Source organism: uncultured Campylobacter sp. (assembly GCF_938039205.1).
GTDB lineage: Bacteria > Campylobacterota > Campylobacteria > Campylobacterales > Campylobacteraceae > Campylobacter_A.
On the sequence record NZ_CALHVM010000060.1, the window covers coordinates 1 to 21,293 of the forward strand.

Below are 21,293 nucleotides of genomic sequence, written 5' to 3' on the forward strand. Positions count from 1 at the left end.
GGCAGGCATCTGGATAAGCGGACAAATTTCATCGATCTGCGAAAGATCACGCTTGAGGTACACGACGATGAGGTGATGGCGCAGGTCGCGGACGAGGCGGCGCGAAACCCTGAAATGTCGCAGCAGGTCTTTACCGCGCAGGACGTGGAGTACGAAAACGGCGCGGCCTTTTATATGTATTGCCTCGCGGCGGTTTTATTGCTCGGAGCTTGGATTTACAGCTACCTTAGAAAACGCAGCTTGCGACGCGGCTAAATTTGTCGTCAAATTTTGCTCTAAATTTACAACCTTTCTTACCGATTTATTACGATTTTGGGCTAAAATCGCAGTGAAAAAAAATCAAAAGGAAATCCAATGGAAAACAAAATCATGGATAGCGTCAGGGGCGGCTTTTGGACGAAGCCCGTCATCATTTTCGTTCTGCTTTTGCTGCTGCTTATCCCGCTAGGTTTCATCAGCTCGATGATCTCTGATCGCGCCTACGTTAAGCAAAGCGCCGAGGAGTCTATCATGCAGCCGGTTGGCGGCCCGCTTAGGATCGAGGGCGTTTTGATCTCCGTGCCGTATAAAAAGCAAGCGGCGATCTACAACGAAAACGGCGTAGCTGCGGTATCGCAGGCCACCGAGCAGATCATGATAGCGCCTCAGTCATACGAGCTATCGACCCAGCTAAATCCGCAGTATCTAAAGCGCGGTATCTTTAGCGTGCCCGTTTTTAACGGCGACGTCGCGCTAAAAGCCAAATTTGCCCCGCTAAATTTCGAGCAGCTAAATATCGCGGAAAGCGACGTTTTGCTAAGCGAGGCGACGCTGATTTTAGGCGTGGGCAGCAAAAAGACCTTTACCGCGTTTCCCGCGCTAAAAGCAAACGGCCAAGATCTCGCGCAGTCTTTTGCGCCGCCTAAATACTCGCCCTTTACCCAAAGCGTCCACTACAAGCTACCCGCAAATTTAGCAAACGGCGGCTTTGAGCTAGCAGGCGCGCTATCTATGCAGGGCGGGCAGAGCGCGAGCTTCGTTCCTGTGGGGCAGGATAATAAATTTGACGTAAAATCCTCGTGGAGCTCGCCGTCTTTTAGTGGCGGCTGGCTGCCTAAATCGCGCGAAGTTACGAGCAGCGGCTTTAACGCGCAGTGGGAGATCTCGGGCCTTAGCACCGGCGTTCCGCAGGCGTGGATCATGGACGGCAGGCGCGAGATGGGATTTGAGGGCGTCGAGGCTAGCTTCATCAGTCCCGTAAACAACTACTCGCTCATCGCGCGCTGCGTGACTTACGCGATCTTGTTTTTAGCGGTGCCGTTTTTGGCGATATTTTTGTGCGAAATTTACAGCCGCGTCCGCATTCACCCGATCCAGTACCTACTCATAGGAGCCGCCGACGTGCTATTTTACCTGCTCGTGCTCTCGTTTTCGGAGCATATCAGCTTCCTAGCTAGCTATCTCGTCGCGGCCGCAGCCGTGTGCGCGACGATACTTTTCTACGGCTCGGCGATCTTTCGGGCTCGCAAATGGGGCGTGTTTATCGCGCTCGTACACGGGGTTAGCTACTGCTTGCTCTACGGTATCTTGCAGTCCGAGGACTACGCGCTTTTGATGGGCAGCGTGATGATATTTGCGGTGATTGCGCTGGTGATGTATTTAACTAGAAAGATAGATTGGTACGAAAATGGGCTGAAAATTTAGCCTTTTTTCAGCTTGTCTCGTGAGCGCTTTTCCGAGATTTTGCAAAATTTTCGCTCCGCAGGCTATATGCCTAGCGCACGCTCAATTTTGCTTCAAAACTCGAAAAATCATCTCACGATACTTCGCCTTATCTTTTTACGTTCAAATTTGAAGTCAAATTTTCAAATTTGAGTCGCCGAAACCCGCACCTTGAAAATGCAAATTTAAAACCTGCGACGCTTTGCGTCAGCAAAGCTATGTCGCCACCCTAAAAGCGTCGTAGGGGGAGGGGGATTAAAGGGGGTGGGGAGCGACTTCGCAATTTAAGCCCCCACCCCCTTTACAATAGAGTAAAAAACAACCTCAAATGGTTGTTTTTTACGCAAGGAAGCCAAACTCGCAATGCTAAACAAATTTAACACCTTAAAGATACGGGTCTCGGCAAGTAAAATTTAAAAATTTATCCAAATTTAAGGCTATAATCACGCTCGTTTTAAAAACGCACAAAATTAAAGGATAAAAATGAAAAATTTTCTCGCGCTATTTTTGGCGCTTAGCTTCGCCGCTTCGTCGCAGGCGTTTGGCGGCGAAAAGCAGAGCTCTGCGAAGCAAAACGCTCAAATTTTACCCCCGAGCGAGCTAAAATTTACCCCGCGTCCCAAGCTAAAAGGCAAGCAAACGGGCGAGCTGGAGATGAGGTTTAGCTACGACGTAGAAAGGACGGGCGAGTACGATCCGGAAAGCCGCCTGGAGCTAAACAACGTCTATGAGCGCATCTATACGCCTGAAGGCGAGACGCTGTTTTACGGCAGGCTATACGGCTACATCAAGCCGCCCTTGCATCACCCGGAAAAGCAGATCGTCAAATTTATCAAAAGCGGCCAAGAGCGCTGGATCGAGATAGATTTTTATCATGCGGACGGCATGCATAGCGGCACGCTGCAGCTGTGCTTGTGGGACGATATAAACGTCGAAGTCAAGGAGGCTTTTGACGAAGGCAACGTCGCGGGGCTATATAAATCGAGCAATAAATTCGACGTGATGCTGGGTATCTTTTCCGACAATAACAACTTCTCCTACACTAGCGGCGGCAAACCGCGCCAAAAGCACTTTATCACGGTGCGCTCGGGGCCTAAAGAGGATTATTATGAAAACTACGACGAAAACGGCGAGATCGAAAACACGAGCTACCAAAAAGACACGGTATTTATCTGGGTAAAGACGTTTTATCCAGACGGCCGACTAAAGTCGCTTAACGACTACGAAAATAAGATCGAGCGGGAGTATGATGAGAGGGGCAAAGTAATAAGAGACGAGAAATTTTAAGTTTTTTGGCTTGTCTCGCGAGCGCTTTTAAATGTTTTGAAGTAAATTTCGCCCTGCGACAGACTATATGTCTAGTCTTGGGACGAAATTTACTTCAAAACATTTAAAATCATCTCACGATACTTCGCCTTAACTTTTTACGTTCAAATTTGGAGTCAAATTTTCAAATTTGAGTTGCCGAAACCCGCACCTTGAAAACGTCAAAATTGGAGTTAAAAACTCGCGACGCTTTGCGCAAGCAAAGCAGTGTCGCCACTTCTCACGTCGTAGGGGATAGGGGATCGTTAAGGGGGAAGGGAGCGACTTCGTAATTTAAGCCCCTTCCCCCTTAACAAGAAAGGTTGATTTGCGCAAAAAGCTAATGCACAAAACCAAATTTAACAAAACCAAATTTAGTACCTTAAAGGCGCAGGTCTCGGTGCGTCAAATTCGGTTTCGTCGTAAATTTACGGCAAGCGATTTGCGCGCGTATTTTACCGCCTTTGCTAGGAAGCGGGGCGAATTTATAGCCGCGAAAGCAAAAAGCGGTAAAATGCGCTAAAAAAGGAAAATTTGCAAAATGAGCGAAAATTTACGAAATAGCAGTGCTGGCGGGCTGATTTTGGGTATAGAAAGCAGCTGCGACGACAGCTCGGTGGCGCTACTGGACATCGAGACCTTGGAGCTAAAATTTCACAAAAAAATCTCGCAGGATGCCGAGCACTGCGCATTTGGCGGAGTGGTGCCAGAACTTGCCGCCAGGCTACATACGGCTGCGTTGCCTAAAATTTTGCAGCAGATCAAGCCCGAGTTACCGCGCGTAAAAGCCGTTGCCGTCACGAACGAGCCCGGGCTCTCCGTGAGCCTAGTTGGTGGCGTCGCGATGGCAAAGGCGCTCGCCTCGTCGCTGCGCGTGCCGCTAATTGCCGTAAATCACCTCGCCGGGCACGTGTATTCGCTATTTTTGTCGCAGGAGGCGCGGCTGCCTGCGGGCGTGCTGCTCGTTAGTGGCGGGCACACGATGGTGCTAGATATCGGCGCGGACGGGGCCGTGAGCGTACTGGCCGCGACGATGGACGATAGCTTCGGCGAGAGCTTTGACAAGGTCGCAAAGATGCTGGGGCTTGGCTACCCTGGCGGCGTAGCGGTCGAAAAAGCGGCAAAGAGCGGGCGCGAGAGGTTTAAATTTACCGTGCCGCTGCTGGGCGATGCGCGCACGGCGTATAGCTTCTCGGGGCTAAAAAATCAGGTCCGCGTCGAAACCGAAAAGCTCGCCGAAAGCGGAAATCTCGGCGCGCAGGAGGTCGCGGATATCTGCTTTGCCTTTGAAAATACGGCTTGCAAGCATATCTTAAACAAGCTGGAAAAGGTATTTGCCCAGCGTAAATTTGAGCGTTTCGGTGTCGTGGGTGGGGCGAGCGCGAATCTAAATTTGCGCTCCCGCCTAAAGGCTCTGTGCGATAAATACGGCTGCGAGCTCATCTGTGCGCCGCTGGAGTTTTGCTCCGATAACGCCGCTATGATCGCGCGCGCGGGACGCGAGAAATACCTGCGCGGCGAGTTTGCGGGGCTTGATCTGCAGGCTAGCCCTAGAAGCGAGCTAACGAGGATTTAGATTCGGCTTTTGGCTGAAATTTGCTTTTTAGCTCAAATTTGGCGATTATTACCCCAAATTTAGCTTTTTGTGGCGCTGTTGTGAGCGGGCGAGTATAAAGCACGGCAAATCTAAATTTGGCGCGATGAGCAATTTATAGAATCTAAAATCGTTTCGCTAAAAAAATACCGCGACAATCGCCGCAAACGCTAAGACTGAATAAATTAAGATTTTGACTATGCTTGTTTTTGCGCCGGCTTTTCGCTCGTAAAATACGCTTAATTTGTATTCTGAGCTCTTAAGCGTGCGCCATGCCGCAAAAATCGCCATCACCAAAAGTAACGAGTAAAATTCTCGCGACGGTAAGCCTCTAAAATCCTCCAAAAATAAAATAGTCGCAAGAAGCGTCGCCAAGCAAAACAGCATAAAAAATATCCAGCTCAAAGCGAAGAAAAATACGGCGTCCATTTTGCAATCTATGCCGTGATTTTTATATGCTGCGACCCTAAAGCCGATATAAACGGCAAGCAATGCGCAAGATAGTATCGTGAGCGGGTTAAATAGCGCAGAAAGCGTCATTTGGCTCGTCTCTGCGCCCAAGATAGACGCCATGGGCGCAAAAGTAACGAAGGCGCAAAAGTAAAAAAGGATAAATAAAATTCTAGCCTGGAAAATGACGCTAAGAACTGATTTTATGATTTTTAACAATTGTTTCCTTTAAATGTTTGGCGACTTAGGGCTTGAAATTTGACTACGATTTTAGCTAAATTTTAAATGAAATTTATCGACTCTCGTCTAGCGGGTCTTAAATTCGGCGTTGCTATATAATGTATTTACTCGAGCCGTTTAAATTTGAAATGCGGCGAGTCGCCTTTTGGTTTATAAATTTATCTGCTTTATCGCTCGTAAAATTTCATCCTCGCGGTCTAAAAAATCCTTTGCGATAACGATAAATTCGTTATTTTTTAGCGAGGCTGCGTCGTAGATCGGCTCTTTTAGCGTCGCTAGATCGATCATCTTTGCGCCCGCCCCCGCAGCGATCATCTCGCCCGCAGCGTTGTCCCAGATGGAGCTTGGTGAGTAGCGCATGTAAGCGCCCGCGAGATTTTCGGTGATGCGGCAGTATTTGATCGCCGAGCTTAGCCGCGCGATGTCAAAATTTAGAGCGGTCGCGAGCTTGCCGGCCGTTACGTTTTTGCCGCGTTTGCCGCTGATTATCGTTTGCGGCGCGCACTCTTTCGCGGCTAAAATTTGCGGGGTAAACGCTCCGTTTTTATAAAGCTCTTTTTGCGTCCGTTCGCCTTTTACCGCGCTATAAATTTCGCCGGTAACGGGCAAGTAGATAACGCCGAGCGCAGGGCGACCGTCCTCTATGAGCGCGATGCAGACGCAAAACTCGCCGCTACCCTCGATAAAATCCTTCGTGCCGTCTAGCGGGTCGATGAGCCAAAAAGTCCGCACGGACTCGCCCAGAATCTTTTCCTCCGAGCAAATTTGGATCTGCGAGCTCTTTAGCGTTTCAAATATCGCGGCGTTTGCTGCAAGATCGGCGGAGGTCACGGGTGAATGATCGGTTTTTAAATTTACCTCGAAATCTCGGCGGTTTTGGCTGCATGCTCTTTCTGGCAAAGTCGAGCGAGCTGCTAAAATCTCGTCGTCAAAGCCCTTGTGGGCGTAAAATTTCATTATCTCGTCGCCTGCTTTGATGGCTGCAAGCTTGGCTAGGTTTAGTAATTTTTGCATTTTGGTTTCTTTTTTAGCGGCTCGTCTTTTGAGCGCTTTTTGCGGAGCTTTGCTTCCCTTGCGGTCGCAACTGCAAGCAGACGCTAAAATTTTGCTCGGCAGTACATGTCTAGCCTACGCAAAATTTTCGCTGCACAACCCCAAAAATCATCTCAAAATACTTCGCCTTGTCGTTTTGTGTTCAAATTTGTAAATTTAGGTTTCAAATTCAGCTCGTCCAGACCTGCACCTTGAAAACGTAAATTCTACCTTAACTTAAAGAGTTAAGGCGTCGTATTTTTTCTTTAGACGAGGCGGAAATGAGCCGAGCGAGGGCGCATACATATAGTATGTAACCTAGGCTCGGCGAAATTTACAACGAAGTATAAAGGAAAAAGACAAGCCGCCAAATTTAAAATTATTTCGGCGTTCTGTTCGTCTCGCCCACGTACAGCTGCCTCGGACGTACGATCTTGATACTCTCCTGCTCTTTTAGCTCTATCCATTGGCTGATCCAGCCCGGGATCCTACCGATGACGAAGATGACCGCAAACATATCGTTTGGTATGCTAAGCGCTTTTAAAATCAGTCCCGAGTAAAAATCGACGTTCGGATAGAGGTTGCGCGAGATGAAATATTCGTCGTTTAGCGCGATCTCCTCGATCTTTTTGGCGATTTTTAGAAGCTCGGTGTTTATGCCGATCTCGTCAAACAGCTGGTCGCACATAGATTTTAGCACCTTTGCACGCGGATCGAAGTTTTTATACACGCGGTGACCAAAGCCCATCAGCCTAAACGGATCGTTTTTGTCCTTGGCGCGGGCGATGTATTTATCTACGTTTTCTACCGAGCCGATCTGCTCTAGCTGGCGGATGACGCCCTCGTTTGCGCCGCCGTGAGCCCAGCCCCATAGCGCTCCGATACCCGCAGCGATACACGCATACGGGTGCGCGTGAGTCGAGCCCACCGTGCGCACGGTCGTCGTGGAGGCGTTTTGCTCGTGATCGGCGTGCAGCATAAAGACCGTATCTAGCGCCTTGACCTCGATCGGGCGCAAATTTACGTGCTCGTACGGGTAGCTCCTCATCATGTATAGGAAATTTTCCGTAAAGCCGCGGTCTAAATTTGGATAAATTATCGGCAATCCGCGCGAAAACCTATAAGAAAAAGCCGCTATGGTCGGGATTTTGGCGATTATTCGCATCGCCATCTCGTGGTACTCCTCGGGCTTATCCATGTTTAGGTGATCAAAGTAAAACGCAGAAAGCGCCGAGACCGCCGCCTGCAAGATCGCCATCGGATGCGCCTTATCCGGGAAAGCGTCGAAAATTTTCATCATGCCCTCGTGGATGAAGCTGCGTTTTTTAAGCTCGAGTTTAAATTCGTCGTATTGCTTTTTATCCGGCAGCTCTTTATTTAGCAGCAGATACGCCACGTCGATGAAGGTTTTATTCTCCGCTAGATACGCGATATCGTAGCCGCGGTACATCAGCTCGCCTTTTAGCCCGTCGATATAAGTGATGCTAGAGCGGCACATCGCCGTCGAGGTATATCCGCGGTCAAACGTAAACATCCCCGTATCGCTAAAAAAGGTCGAGATATCGATGACGTCGGGCCCCATGGTGCCATGAAGTATCGGAAAGTCGTAGCTTTTGCCGTTTCTGTTGTCTGTTAACGTAACCGTATCGCTCATTTTGGCTCCTTTTGCAAATTTTTATTTTCGTAGCTCATTAGAATTTTGATACAAATCGTTACTATTATAGCCTGAGTTAGGCTCGCTAGTATGAAAGAGAAGTAAAAATTTTCATTTATACCACCTGATTTGTAGGCTATGGTAGCAACCGCGATAAGAAGCGTTAGCGGCATCGAGTGTGATAGCGCAAAAAGGACGGTGTTTTTTAGCCCAAGGATATTTAAAAACACCGTGCTAGCCGCTAGTCTAAAGCCTATCATGACGCCCGTTATCAGCGCCGCATCGCGCACGACTCCGTCTATCATAAAGGCGTTAAGCTTAAACGTCGAGCCGATATGCACGAAAAATGTCGGCACCAAAAAGCCGAAGCCAAAGCTAGCAAGCTTGTGCGGCAGGTCTTTTTTGTGATCGAAAAATGTCGCGATAAAGGTCCCCGCCACAAACGCGCCGAAAGCTATCTCTAAATTTAAATAAAGCATAAGCGCGATGATGCCAAAAAACAGCGCCATACACAGGCGGATGTCTTTTTCGGAGTTGTCGTAGTGGGGCATCAGGATGACGCGTAGCTGCGGATACCACCAAAACAGCACGTTTAGCGTCTTGTACCCGATCGCCGCCGCGGCTAAAAATCCGCTCAAATATATGATCGAAAACGCCAGCTCGCTACCCGCGCCAAATTTCATATACGCGCCGACGAAGGTTAGTAGCGTGATGCTCACGACCTCGCCGATCGAGCCGATGAGCATGCCGATATTTAGCCACGCCTCGTTTTTGCCGTACTCCTTAAACAGCGTAAATATCATACCCACGGCCATCAGCGGCATGATGAGGATAAAAAGGCGGTTTAGATCAAACGAAAACGTCAGCAGCGCCGAGAGTAGGTAGAGTATCGCCAGATAGACGACGCCCGTTTTTAGGATCTTTTTATCTATCGTGAAAAATAGCTTGAGATCGACCTCCGTGCCCGCTAAAAACATGAGGTAGAAAAAGCCTACTTCGCTCACGATTTTAAACATCTCGTTGTGCCCGATAAAGCCCAAATACCCGGCTACCGAACCCAAAATAATCTCCACCGGCGCGATAGGAATGCGTAAAATTTTAGAAAAATACGGCGACGTAAAGATGATAAAAGCTAGCGCGATGAGGATATTTAGCTCGTTTGCCTGCAAGAAAGTCCTTTGTAAATGGGGGATTATAGCCTAAGGTTTTTTATTCTTTGATAAATTTGACCCGCTTGGGCTTGTCTCGCGAGCGCTTTTTGCGGTTTTGAAGTTAAAATTTGACTCGATAGGCTATATGCCTTATCTTCGTCAAATTTTAACTTCAAAACCCCAAAAATCATCTCGCGATACTTCGCCCTCACTTCCATTGCCCAAATTTGTAAATTTGAGCCGCCGAGACCCGCACCTTGAAAATGTCAAATTTGAATCATGTTTGCGACGCTTTGCTCGCAGAGCAAAGCAGTGTCGCCACATTAAAAGTGTCGTAGGGGGAGGGGGATTAAAGGGGGTGGAGAGCTCTTTTGCTTCGCTTTGCTCGTAGCTGCAAGCAGACCGTAAGTAGAAAGCCCTTCCGCCACCCAAGAAAAAGAAAAACTAAAAAATTTGGAGAATCTTAAATTTAACAAAACCAAATTTAGCACTTTAAAGGTGCTGAGCTAGGTGCATAAAATTTAGATTTTCAGCGAATAACGGTGCCTAGATAACAAAACCCGAGGCAAACAGAAACGCTAAAAAACGCGTTTAAAAATGCGGCTAAATTTTGTCCCGAGCTAAAAAGGCGCACCGTCTCATAGCTAAACGTCGAAAATGTCGTAAAACCGCCGAGCGCGCCGACGACTAGAAATAGCCTTAAATTTTCGCTCAAATTTAACGAGAGTAGTACGCCGATCAAAAAGCTACCAAGAGCATTGACGCAAAGAGTAGCAAGCGGAAAATCGGGGCAAAATTTAGCGACCGCGCCGCTTAAAACAGCTCTACAAACCGACCCCAAAAATCCGCCGCACCCGATTAAGAGTAAATTTTGCATCAGTGACAAAGCGTCGCGAAGTTAAATCCGCGCGCTTTAAACTCGGCGATATCGCGACTAGCGACCTCGCCCTTAGTCGTGAGATAGTCGCCGATGACGACGGCAGAGACGCCGTGATCAAAGATTTCGTATTGGCGTTCGCCTAAAATTTTCTCGCGACCGCCTGCTATCATCACGCGAGCGTTAGGTAGCGCGCGGACGGTGTCGTCGATGATTTTTAGCGCCTCGTCCGCTGTCATAGGCGGCCGTTTGACGCGTAGCGCGTCATTTGGGATAAAGAAATTTATCGGGCTAGAAAACGGATCAAGCTCTTTTAGGCTAGCTTGCAGGCTCGCGCGGTCGGCTTCGCTCTCGCCAAGGCCATAAATGCCGCCCGTGCAAAGCATCAGTCCCGCTTCTTTGGCGTCGATGTTGGTCTGCCAGCGCTCGTCCCAGCTATGCGTCGAGCAAATTTTCGGGAAAAACTCGCGCGAGGTCTCGAGGTTGTGGTTGTAGCTAAACACGCCCGCGCTTTTTAGCTCTTTTAGCTGCGGTAGCGTCGCCATGCCGTTGCAAGCGATCAGCATGAGGTTTGGGACTTCTTTATTTACGGCGCGCGCGAGGCGGGCGATTTCCTCGGTCTTTTTGTCCGTGAGTCTTGCGCCGCTGGTGACGAGGCAAAAGCCCAGCGCATGGTTCGCTGCCGCGATCCTGGCCTCGGCGACTACTTGATCGGCGGTTTTCATTTTGTATTTTTCGATGCTGGCATTTATGCCCGCACTTTGCGTACAGTAGCCGCAGTCCTCGGAGCAGTTGCCAGAACTTACCGAACAAATGGCACACAACATAATAGTTTTCATTAGATTATTCCTTTTTTAGCAGCTCGTTTTTTGCCCTATACTTCGTTGGATCTCGCTGCGGGCTGCAGTCACGTATTATATATACGCTCCTTTGCCCTTGCTCATCCGCCTCGTCTATGACAAAAACACTTCGCCTTGACTTTTTACGTTCAAATTTGGAGTCAAATTTGCAAATTTTACTCACCGAGACCTGCACCGCGAAAATGCTAAATTTGGAATCAAATTTTGTTTCCAAATGTGCGGCGCAATAGCGTGTTTTAAATTTGTAAGGCGACGTATTTTTACGTTTAGACGAGGCGGAAATGAGCCGAGCGAGGGCGCATACAAGCAGTATGTAACCGAGCTTCGGCGAAATTTCTAACGAAGTATAAACCAAAAAGACAAGCCGCCGTTATTGCTCCGCGATTTGCACCTTTTTCTTGCACTTCGTACACTCGTGAAACGTCCCTTTTTTGAGCTCTTTTTTGATCATATCGCCGCCGCATTCGTCGCATTTTTCGGCGACCGGCTCGTAGTTTGAGACGAAGTCGCATTTTGGGTAGTTTGCGCAGCCGTAAAATTTACCCCTACGGCTGATGCGTTCGACGATATCGCCGCCGCATTTTGGACACGGCACGTCGATCTTTTTGAGCTCTTTTTTCGGTTTTGTCGCCGCTTCGCCTTCCTGTGCGCCTTGTTCTACCTTGGCGATATTGCGCGAGTATTTGCACTTAGGGAAATTTCCGCACGCGATAAACTCGCCGTAGCGTCCCTTTCGCAGCAGTAGTTCGCCGCCGCACTCAGGGCACTTTTCGCCGATAGGAGTGGCGACCTTTTGGCTTTTTATGCCTGTTTTGCCAGCCGTGATTTTATCTATAAACGGATGATAAAAATCACTCAGAAGCTTTTGCCAGTCGGCCTTGTCTTCTGCGACGTGGTCGAGCTTTTCTTCCATATTTGACGTAAATTCGCTATCTACGATATCGCTAAAATGCTCCTCTAAAACGCCCATCATCGTAAAGGCGATCTCGTTTGGCACGAGCTGTTTTTTCTCGACTTTGACGTAGTCGCGAGAGGTCAGCAGCGAGATGGTCGGCGCGTAGGTGCTAGGGCGCCCTATGCCTAGGCTTTCTAGCTTTTTAACAAGCCCTGCCTCCGAGTAGCGAGACGGCGGCTCGGTGAAATGCTGTGAGCTTTTTATGCTTTGCAGGCTCATCTCGTCGCCGATTTTTAGGTCGGGTAAAATTTTATCCTTATCCATATCGCCGTAAACGCGGTAAAATCCGTCAAACAGCACCTTGCGGCCGCTTATTTTAAACTCGCCCTTTGCGCCCGCGACGAATACGTTTTGCGTTTGGCTCACGCTAGCGCTCATCTGGCAGGCTAAAAAGCGGTTGTAGATGAGCGTGTAGAGGCGTAGCGCGTCTTTTTCTAGATATTGCGCGGCGATAGCGGGCGTGAAGCTAAGATTTGTCGGGCGGATCGCCTCGTGGGCTTCTTGCGCGCCTTTGCTTTTGGTGGCATAAAATTTAGCCTTGGCCGGCAGGTAGCGCTCGCCGTACTCTTTCTCGATCATCTCGCGCGCGGCTGCGACGGCCTCTTTGGCGAGATTTAGGCTGTCCGTTCTCATATACGTTATCGCGCCCATAAAGCCCTGGTGCGTCTGCACGCCCTCGTATAAATTTTGCGCGATCATCATCGTTTTTTTCGGGCTAAAGCCTAGGCGGTTGCTCGCGCTTTGCTGCAACGTCGAGGTCATAAAAGGCGGTGCGGGCTCGGTTTTGCGTTCTTTGGCTTCGATCTCGCGGACGCTAAATTTATCGCTTTTTAGATTTTCTACGATAAATTTAGCTCTATCGCCGTTTGTTATCGTTAGCTTTTCTATCTTTTGCGCTTCAAATTTAACCAGCTCGGCGTCAAGATCTTTTTTGAAAACCGCGTCGATGCTGTGGTATTCGATCGGTTTAAAGTCGCGTATCTCGCGCTCTCTATCTACGATGATTTTTAGAGCCGCGCTTTGCACGCGTCCAGCGCTTAGCCCTTTTTGGATTTTTAAATTTAATAGCGGCGAGAGCTTGTAGCCAACGATTCGGTCTAACAGGCGGCGGGCTTGCTGTGCGTTTACGCTATCCATATTTATCGTGCGAGGGTTTTTTAAAGCGGCTTCGATGGCGCTTTTGGTGATCTCGTGAAACACGATGCGAGGCAGGCTCTCGGGCTTTTTGCCGATGGCTGCGGCGATGTGGTAGGCGATGGCCTCTCCTTCGCGGTCCTCATCGGTTGCGAGGTAGATTTGGTCGGCGTTTTTGGCTAGTTCTTTGATCTCTTTTACGATCGCGGAGTGATCGGCGCTTATTTTGTATTCGGGAGTAAATTTTTCGCCCTCGATCTTGATACCAAATGCGGTTTTTGGTAGATCTCTGATATGGCCTTTTGATGCGATGACATCGTAGTCGCTTCCGAGGAAATTTTTTATCGTTTTGGCTTTCGCGGGAGATTCCACGATGATTAAGCTTTTCATTAATATAGCCTTTTTAATTTTTTGCGGTAATTGTAGCAAAAAATTTAAACTAATGGCATTAATTTATCGTTTGAATTTAAATTTGACTTGGAAAAGTGGGATAAAATTTGGAGCAAAAAGTCGAGCGGGTAAAACTCGACTTTAAAATTCACTTCTAAAGATATAGACGCCGAATTTAGCGTCTATAATAACTATTATTTTTGGAGATGTCTTAACTATTGGTGTTTGGATTTTTGAAATTTAAGACCGCCGAAGCGGCCTTAAAGTATTAGTCTTAAAACATTTTTCCAGCTACGCGGGGTTGCCCCCCGCTTCGCGTAGAAATTTTACGTTTTTCCAGTTCCGTAAAGCCTAAACGGCTTTACTTCACCTAGAAACGTTTTAATACTACTGAAGTAGTCTTAAAACGTTTTGCTGAACAGAGTTAGCTTGGCTCATAGCATAACTTCCTGACTGAGCAAGGATGTTAAACTTAGAGAAGTTTGCTGACTCGGCAGCGAAATCAACGTCTCTGATTTGAGATTCGGCTGATTTTACGTTTACTTGAGTAACTGTGATGTTGTTTACGGTTGCAACAAGCTGATTTTGAACAGAACCTAGGTCTGAGCGGATCTGATCAAGAGTTTTCTGAGCTGACTCAGCGATATCCATAACAGCCATCGCGCCGCGTAGAGTCATAACGCCTGCTGATTGAGCTGATGTCATAGCAGCTTTGCTCATTCTTTGGAAGCCCATAGCAGCGGCTAGATCCGGATCTAGTTGCCCCTTGATATCTCTTAGAGCCACTGACTGCTGGTTGCCGCCTTCGCCGTTACCGTCTTTACTAAACGCCACAGAGAAAGCTCCTGCTGCATTACCGCTTGATACTTTGATATCGCGACCGTCTAGGCGAACTAGGTTTAGGCGTCCTACGAACATAGATGTTCCTCTTTTGCCGCCTAGGCCGGCACTTACTTTGTCGCCTGAGATTTTTATAGCTCTACCGTCGCGGCTAGTTAGTACCATTCTACCTTCCGTGTTTACAGATGCTTCTACGCCTGTTTGGTCTTTAACTTTGTTGATAGCATTTACCAAAGCGCCGTTTTTATCGCCTTCTTTTACCTCTAGGTCGCCGATTTTTACACCATTGATGACAAGGCTTAGGATCTGACCGCCGCTGATAGCTTTACTAGATACCCACGTAGTATCAAACGTAGCTCTAATGCCGGTTTTATCGGATAGCTTGTTGATATTTTCAGCTAGCGCGCCTACGCCTTTACCTAGACCGGTTGAGATTGTAGCCGCAGCTACTTTTACGTTATTTACGCCGTCTACGTTTAGGAAAGTAAGGCTAACTTTGCCTGCAAATGTCAATAGCTTAGAGCTCTCAAATCTTGTTAGACCGATCTTATCTGACGTAGTAGCGCCGATAGAAGCTTTAACTGTTTGGTTTGAGTAAGCGCCGATTTGGAACTCTTTGTTAGAGAATGTTCCGTTTAGTAACTGCTGGCCGTTGAAAGACGTAGAGTTACCGATGTTGTCTAGCTCTTCCATTAGGCGAACGATGTCGGCTTGTAGCGCTTGACGAGAGTCGCTTGTTTGACCGTCTTGAGCTGATTGAGTAGCTTTTACTTTGATAGTATCAAGGATTTTTAGCTGCTCGTCCATAGCCTTATCCGCTACTTGGATGATACCGATAGCGTCGTTACCGTTTGCGATAGCTTGACCAAGCGCGCTAGCTTGAGAGCGAAGGCTATCAGCGATAGCAAGACCAGAGGCGTCATCTGCCGCAGTTTGGATTCTCAAACCTGAGCTAAGTTTACCCAAAGAAAGAGAAAGGTTGCGGTTGTTACCGACTGCGTTTGCGTGTGTGTTTAGAGCGTTGATGTTCGTGTTAATACGAAAACTCATTGTAAATCCTTTTAAAGTTTAATTACGACTTCTTGTCGTTCAAAAACTATATCGGACGAAATCAAAAAAACTTTAGGGGTAGAGGTAAAATTTTTTTATTTTTTTCAAATTTGATTGAGAAGGACGAATTTTAGGGCTTTATGGCCGGTACAAATTTGATTATTTTAAATTTTATGCGGCGAAATTTACATTTTTGCCGTCAAATTTACGTGCGGCGGATTAAATTTGAGCGCAAATTTGGTCTATCGTTAAATTTGAGTCGTTCGGCAAAATTTGAAAGAGGGAGAAATTTGAGAGTTTAAAGAGGATAAACCCCGAAAGGTCGGGGTTTATCGCGGAGATTAGAGGGTTAGCTGTAGGTTTGTACCAGCATCGGCAAGCGTAGCATTGGCTAGGTCTACTATACCGGTTAGTTTTACTACATAGTCGCTGGCGGATAGGCCAGCGGTAGCGTCTGATCTTACTAGATAGGTGTCTGTCGCATTGCTATCTGGATCGGTGTAGGTAAAGTAAGCTAGTTTGTTGCTTGCAGCCGTTGCGACGTCTAGGGCTCTAGATAGGTTGTTTGCAAAGTCTAGCGATTTTGTTGAATCGTATCTTGCGATATTTTGATCAATGGTTCCTCCTAAATTTGCGCCTATTTTGAGTTTGTCGCCTTTAGAAAAGTCCGTGATAGTAGCCGTTTTTGATGCAGGGAATGCTGCGCTGTCGCCTACGGTTCCTAATACAAACGTATCGTCGCCCGCTCCGCCCGTTACGGTTGCGCCTGATTTGCTACCGAAGGTTATCTCGTCGTCTCCCGCTCCGCCTTTGATTACCGACTTTTCATCAAGGTGACCGCTAGCGTCAAATTTGAAATCTCCTTTTAGCGTGCTTGCGTCTACGGTTTTTAATTTTTTTAAGGCCCCGTCTAGGACTAGTTTTGTTTTTGCGTCGCCTTTTATTACCACGTTCGTTAGAGTGCCCTTATCGGCGGCGCTAGCTTTTAGATTTACGGTATTTGTAGCTGTGGCCGTCTTTTCGTCGTCTAAATTTGACGCTATATCGATGTTTTCTATATCGTCTATTACGAAGTTGCCCGTATTTGCCAGACCAGCAGCCGTGCCTTTTGGATTAAATACTAAATTTAGCTTGTCTGAGGTGCCGTTAGCGGCATCTTTTACTTCAACCGTAAGATCGCTTCCTAAAAGATTTTTCTCTACCGTTATAGTGGAGTTGTTTAGGGTGTTTTTGAGTGCATAGACGCCTGAGCCTTGAGCTAGGGTGATATTATTAAAGCCTTCCCATTTTGACATATCTATATCATTTGCAATAGTATTATTAATTCTTATACCTTCGAAATTTTTAAGCGTTACCTTATCCGCTCCGGCGCCTGCAATCGTTGTAGATATAGATATTAGATCCGTTCCCGCTCCGCCGTTGATAGTTTGCTCGGCATTTGTATTATCTATGTCTACTACGTCGTTTCCTGAGCCTAAAAGCACTTGCGAGCCGGCGATGTTTTTGACCTTTAGTTCAGCGAAATTTCCGGTAAAGGATGCTGCGTTTACGTCTTTGAGCACAGTTTCTTGTTGCAGATTGATTTTTAGATCTTTTGCGTTTCCGTCAAAGGTTACTTTTTCTAACTTGTTGTGAAGAGAGGCAGAAACGAACTCGATAGTAGACTCTTTGTCGCCGTTAGCGTGGATGGTTAGCTGAGTGGCATTGTTTGCTTGTAGTTTGGCTGTGCCTTTTTCTGTGTAGTTTGTGGTTAGATCCACTTTTTCTTCGTCGGTTGCGATTTGGGCACCGTTAAAGTCGACGTCTTTTACGTTGATTTTAACTAGTTTAGCCGCGGTGAGCGCTGCTACTAGTTTTAGGTTTGCTAGGCTTAGATCTTCGACTTTATCTAGTCCGTTTGCGCCTACGGTTAGGACTTTTGCGTTTGCGCCTAGATTTATGCTAGCTTTTGTAGCCTCTTTTGCGGATATAGCGCTATCATCTCCGCCTTTTACGGATATCTCTTTTGCTTTATCTGCCGTTAGAGTGGCGATTTTATTCGTATCTATCGTTACTTTTTCTTTGGTATCTGTTTCTAGCTTTATATCCCCAGGGGATGTAATGCTTAGATTATCAAGACCTTTGTTTAGTTTACTCAAGGCCGGTGCTGCTGGAGCCTTTATTGTTACCTCTGATCTTATCTCTAAATTTTCTATGTTGGTTACGCCTCTCATGGCATTATCGATATTGTCTAGATCAAGCTCCGAATTTGAGCCGTTTTTTAGTACGGTTACTTTTAGCGTATCTTTACCGCCTAAGCCGTCTAGAGTGTCTAGAGAGGACAAAGTAGAAGTCTTATCGCCGTCACCAGAATAGTAAACAGCGCTAAAAGTATCGTCGCCTTCGGTGCCCTTAAGCGTATCGACTCCGGTAGTGAAAATTTTACTTCCCGGTTTTGCAGCGTCTGCTAGTTGGTCTATTTTAGCTTTTTGCTCCTCTAGGTTGGTGCTGTTTGTGGTCTCGATAATCTGCTGGAACGGAGCATAGTTAAAGTTGCCAGATCCGTCGCTTTCTATGTCGGTTATCTTTTCAGCCATATATGCCGCGATAGCGGTTTTGTTTGCAAATACCGCCGCTGCCGTAGGGTCTGCCGCGATAGCCTCAGGCGATCTTGCTACTTGGAAAAGAGTAACTAGAGTCTCGCCTCTTGTGTGTCCTAGCTCTAGGTGGCGCACCCAAGCGTTTATGCCGTCTGGATCCTGAGAGTAATCTTTACCTAGGATATTTTTGTAGATATTTTCTACATATCCTCTGTTTGTATCTATTCTACCGTTAAAATATGCTGCGATAGCAGGGCTTTGTAGCATAGCGTCTGCGGTTTGCGCTTGATCTCTAAAAACGCCTGCCGAAACCCATGCGTTTAAACCAGCGCCTTCGGGTGCTCTGTTAAATAATGCCACATAAAGTTGGGCTACTTGTGCTTTTGTTACTGCCATAAAAGGCCTCCTTTGGGTAAATTGGGATTTTTGTTTAATTCCATGGCGATTATAGCATTAAATTCCTGATTGTCGATAAATCGTAGATAAAAAAAATGAAAATCTGGGCGGCAGAACCGCACTGTGTCGGCCTGCCGCTGATGAAGGATAAAAATGAATTTAGGCGAAATTATAAGACGATATTGTGATCGCTATCTACTCTCGCTCCGCTTAGATCTACCGTGCCGGCTAGCTTGGTCACGTAGTCGTCCTGCCCTACGCCTTGCACGCCGTCGGACGTAACGATGTAGGTGTTTGACTGATAGGTGAAATACGCACTCTTTGACGCGTGCTGAGCTGCCGCCTTTTCGGCTTCGCGTAAGTTGTTGGCAAAGTCTAGCGATGCGTCCGAGTCGTACTTGGCGATAGAATTTGACTCCGCGGCGCCTCCTCCGGTGTATAGCTTGTCGCCTTTGCTAAAGTCGGTGATAGAGCTTAGTTTATCCGTGCCAAAAGGCGAATTTGCCTCCGCTCCTAGCTTGCCGACCTTAAAGACGTCGTTGCCCGCTCCGCCCGTTACTTTAAGGCCCGCCACCGAGCCGAAGCTTAGCGTATCGTCTCCGCTGCCGCCTTTTACGACGCCGCCCCTTTCGACGTGATTTCCCGCGTCAAACGTAAATTTGCCTGTTAGCGAGCTTGCGTCAACGCCTTTTATTTTTACGATATTCGCGCCTAGTTTTAGTTCGGTATTGCCGTCGCCGCTCACGTAGACGCCCGATAGTGCGCATTTAGTCGCGTCGCTAGCGTTTAGGTTTATTACGTTTTTGGCTGAGGCGGTTTTTGCCGTATCGGCGCTTGAGACTATGCGGACGTTTTCGATGCCGTCTATGACGAAATTTCCGGTATTGTCCAGTCCTGCCGTATTTGCTTTAGGGTTTATCTTTAAGATTAGCGTATCGTCTGCGCCGCTCGCCGCGTCTTTGATATTTACGGCTATGTCGTTTGCGATCGCGGCGTTTTCGACGACTATCGTAGAGTTGTTCGCTAGATTATCTATCTTTGCTCCCGCTCCCGCTCCGCCGGCTAGCGTTACGGAGCCCAAATTTGCCCATTTAGTCATATCTACGGCCCCACTTAAGGCGTCGGTTATCTTTAAATTTTCAAAATTTAAAAGAGAAAGCTTATTTGTCGTCGCGGTAGCTACGGCAGAGGTTACGACCACGGTGTCTTCGCCCGCGCCGCCGTCGATACTATGGACATTTGCCGCGCTATCTATCTCTACGAAATCGTCCCCGCCGCCTAATTTTGCGGTAGCGTTTTGGACGTTTTTGAGTTTTAGGTTTGAGAAATTACCCTCGTAAGCGCTAGAGTCGAAATTCGTAAGATTTGTTTGAGCCGACAAGTCCATAGCAAATTCTCTCATGCCGCCGTCTACCGCAATCTTGGTTAGCGACGTGATATTGCCCAGGTCTAGCTGGCCTTTTTTACCCGCTTTAGCGTGTAAATTTAGCATTTTTACTTTATCGGCCGCGCTTGAAGATAGTTTAGCTAGGCCTTCGTCCGCGTAAGACATCGTAAAATCCACGTCCCGTTCGTCGGTTCGGATGGAGTTGGCGCCAAAATCAACGTCCGTCACGCTGATCTTTTTGGTGCCGTATGCGATGAGTACGTTATTTCCGGAGGTATCGTTTATCTTTAAATTTGCAAGCATCAAATCGGCGGCTTGGGTCGTGAAGTTTTTAAGAGCATTGGTTTTGCTTTTTAGATCGATATTTACGGTCTTTGCACTCGTTGCGACTTCGGTTTCGCCGTTGGCTTTCAAATTTAACGTCTGCGCGGCGGTTGCGGCGATATTTGCCTTGCCTTCGCTGTTTACGTTTACGGTTTTAGCGTCTTGCGCGATCAAAGCTACGTCCGATTTTGCCGAGATATCGATGCTTTGCGCATTTTTTGCGTTTAGCGAAACTTTGCCGGTCGTATTTACGGAGACTTTGTTCGTCGCATCGGTCTCGGATATGCTCACGTCGCCTATGGTAGAGATGTTTAAATTTTCCAGTCCGAAGTTAAATTTGACTCCGGCGGCGTCAAATTGTGTTTCAGAGATCAAATTTAGATTTTCGACGTTGCTTACACCTTTAAAGATATTTTGAAGCTCGGTCGTAGTCAAATTTTGCGGAGCGTCGTTTTTAAACACGGTCAAATTTAACGTGTCTTTGCCGGCGCCGCCGTCGACTTTATCAAGCGGCGACAAAGTAGACTTTTGCGTGCCATTGCCTGCGTAGTAAACACCGTTAAATACGTCGTTGCCCGCGGTGCCCGTTATGTTGTCTAGACCGTCGGTTAGGCTCTTTTCGACGCCTTTGCTGGCTAGCTCGTCTATTTTGGCTTTTTGCGCTTCTAAATTTGACTCGTTCGTCGTCCTGATAATCTCCTGAAACGGCGCGTAGTCGAAATTTCCGCTGCCGTCTTTGCCGATATCGCCTATTTTTTCCGCCATATAGGCCGCGACTGCGGATTTATTTTCGAAAATTTTAGCAGCCCTAGGATCGGCCGCCTTAGCCTCCGCCGATGCCGCTACCTCGAAAAGCTTCGTTAGCGTCTCGCCTCTGGTATGGCCGGCTTGTAGATGCCTTACCCACGCATCTATGCCTGCCGGATCTTGCGAGTAGTCCTTACCGAGGATGTTTTTATAGATATTTTCGATATAGCCTTTATCGGTATCTATACTGCCGTTAAAGTACGACTGTACGGCTGGCGCCTTGAGCATATCGTCGGCTATTTGCGCTTGAGTTTTGTTGGCTCCGGCGCTTACCCACGCGTTTAATCCGGCTCCTTCCGGTGCTCTGTTAAACAATGCCACATAAAGCTGGGCGACTTGTGCTTGCGTTACTGCCATATTGGCTCCTTAGAAGTGAATTTTAGTACTACGTACTAATGATAGTAAACGACAAACATCGTATATTACGATATCTAGGCTAAAAAATCATAAAATACAACGAGTGTTTACCGCGGAATTATAAGCAATAACTATTCCATAGAATTTGTAGCTTAAAAAATAAAATTAGTTACTCTGGCACTTTTTAATATTTATTTAAGCATAAAAGGA

The 21,293-nt window shown here is 47.4% G+C and carries 14 protein-coding genes; 4 read left to right on the forward strand and 10 right to left on the reverse strand.

Going from position 1 to position 21,293, the window contains the following annotated elements; genetic code table 11:
- The 4 genes from Q0394_RS10560 to tsaD form a co-directional block, all read left to right on the forward strand.
- The coding region (locus Q0394_RS10560) for a hypothetical protein (RefSeq protein WP_298947516.1) at positions 1-255 on the forward strand (255 nt) is incomplete at its 5' end.
- 99 nt (positions 256-354) lie between these two features.
- Positions 355-1,683: a cell envelope integrity protein CreD gene (gene creD, locus Q0394_RS10565; protein ID WP_298947518.1), complete on the forward strand. Its 1,329-nt coding sequence runs from the start codon at positions 355-357 to the stop codon at positions 1,681-1,683.
- A 501-nt stretch (positions 1,684-2,184) separates the two neighbouring features.
- Positions 2,185-2,988, forward strand: a complete 804-nt coding sequence (locus Q0394_RS10570; protein WP_298947520.1) for a hypothetical protein — start codon at positions 2,185-2,187, stop codon at positions 2,986-2,988.
- 595 nt (positions 2,989-3,583) lie between these two features.
- A complete protein-coding gene (gene tsaD, locus Q0394_RS10575; protein WP_298947546.1) occupies positions 3,584-4,582 on the forward strand; it encodes a tRNA (adenosine(37)-N6)-threonylcarbamoyltransferase complex transferase subunit TsaD in 999 nt (332 codons plus the stop codon).
- Positions 4,583-4,738: 156 nt separating this feature from the next.
- Here the strand turns inward: tsaD and Q0394_RS10580 are convergent, their stop codons facing one another.
- The 10 genes from Q0394_RS10580 to Q0394_RS10625 form a co-directional block, all read right to left on the reverse strand.
- Complete coding sequence (locus Q0394_RS10580; protein ID WP_298947522.1) at positions 4,739-5,269, reverse strand: hypothetical protein; 531 nt, start codon at positions 5,267-5,269, stop codon at positions 4,739-4,741.
- 171 nt (positions 5,270-5,440) lie between these two features.
- A complete protein-coding gene (locus tag Q0394_RS10585; protein WP_298947524.1) occupies positions 5,441-6,304 on the reverse strand; it encodes a 3'(2'),5'-bisphosphate nucleotidase CysQ in 864 nt (287 codons plus the stop codon).
- A 397-nt stretch (positions 6,305-6,701) separates the two neighbouring features.
- Complete coding sequence (locus tag Q0394_RS10590; protein ID WP_298947526.1) at positions 6,702-7,976, reverse strand: citrate synthase; 1,275 nt, start codon at positions 7,974-7,976, stop codon at positions 6,702-6,704.
- Complete coding sequence (locus tag Q0394_RS10595; RefSeq protein WP_298947528.1) at positions 7,973-9,145, reverse strand: cation:proton antiporter; 1,173 nt, start codon at positions 9,143-9,145, stop codon at positions 7,973-7,975. Before Q0394_RS10595 ends, Q0394_RS10590 begins: the two co-directional genes overlap by 4 nt.
- A gap of 511 nt (positions 9,146-9,656) precedes the next feature.
- Positions 9,657-10,004 (reverse strand): fluoride efflux transporter CrcB, encoded by a 348-nt coding sequence (crcB, locus tag Q0394_RS10600; protein ID WP_004321460.1) that lies wholly within the window; start codon positions 10,002-10,004, stop codon positions 9,657-9,659.
- On the reverse strand, positions 10,004-10,843 hold the full coding sequence (locus Q0394_RS10605) for a biotin synthase (RefSeq protein WP_298947530.1): 840 nt from the start codon (positions 10,841-10,843) through the stop codon (positions 10,004-10,006). The genes crcB and Q0394_RS10605 overlap by 1 nt, the downstream gene beginning before the upstream one ends.
- A gap of 391 nt (positions 10,844-11,234) precedes the next feature.
- Positions 11,235-13,343, reverse strand: a complete 2,109-nt coding sequence (gene topA, locus Q0394_RS10610) for a type I DNA topoisomerase (RefSeq protein WP_298947532.1) — start codon at positions 13,341-13,343, stop codon at positions 11,235-11,237.
- Between the two features lie 387 nt (positions 13,344-13,730).
- Positions 13,731-15,233 carry a flagellin B gene (locus Q0394_RS10615; RefSeq protein ID WP_298947534.1) on the reverse strand — a complete coding sequence of 501 codons (1,503 nt, stop codon included), beginning with the start codon at positions 15,231-15,233 and terminating at the stop codon, positions 13,731-13,733.
- A gap of 341 nt (positions 15,234-15,574) precedes the next feature.
- Positions 15,575-18,208 carry a surface array protein gene (locus tag Q0394_RS10620; protein ID WP_298947536.1) on the reverse strand — a complete coding sequence of 878 codons (2,634 nt, stop codon included), beginning with the start codon at positions 18,206-18,208 and terminating at the stop codon, positions 15,575-15,577.
- Between the two features lie 169 nt (positions 18,209-18,377).
- Complete coding sequence (locus tag Q0394_RS10625) at positions 18,378-21,083, reverse strand: DUF4214 domain-containing protein (RefSeq protein WP_298947538.1); 2,706 nt, start codon at positions 21,081-21,083, stop codon at positions 18,378-18,380.
- Between the last annotated feature and the right edge of the window lie 210 nt (positions 21,084-21,293).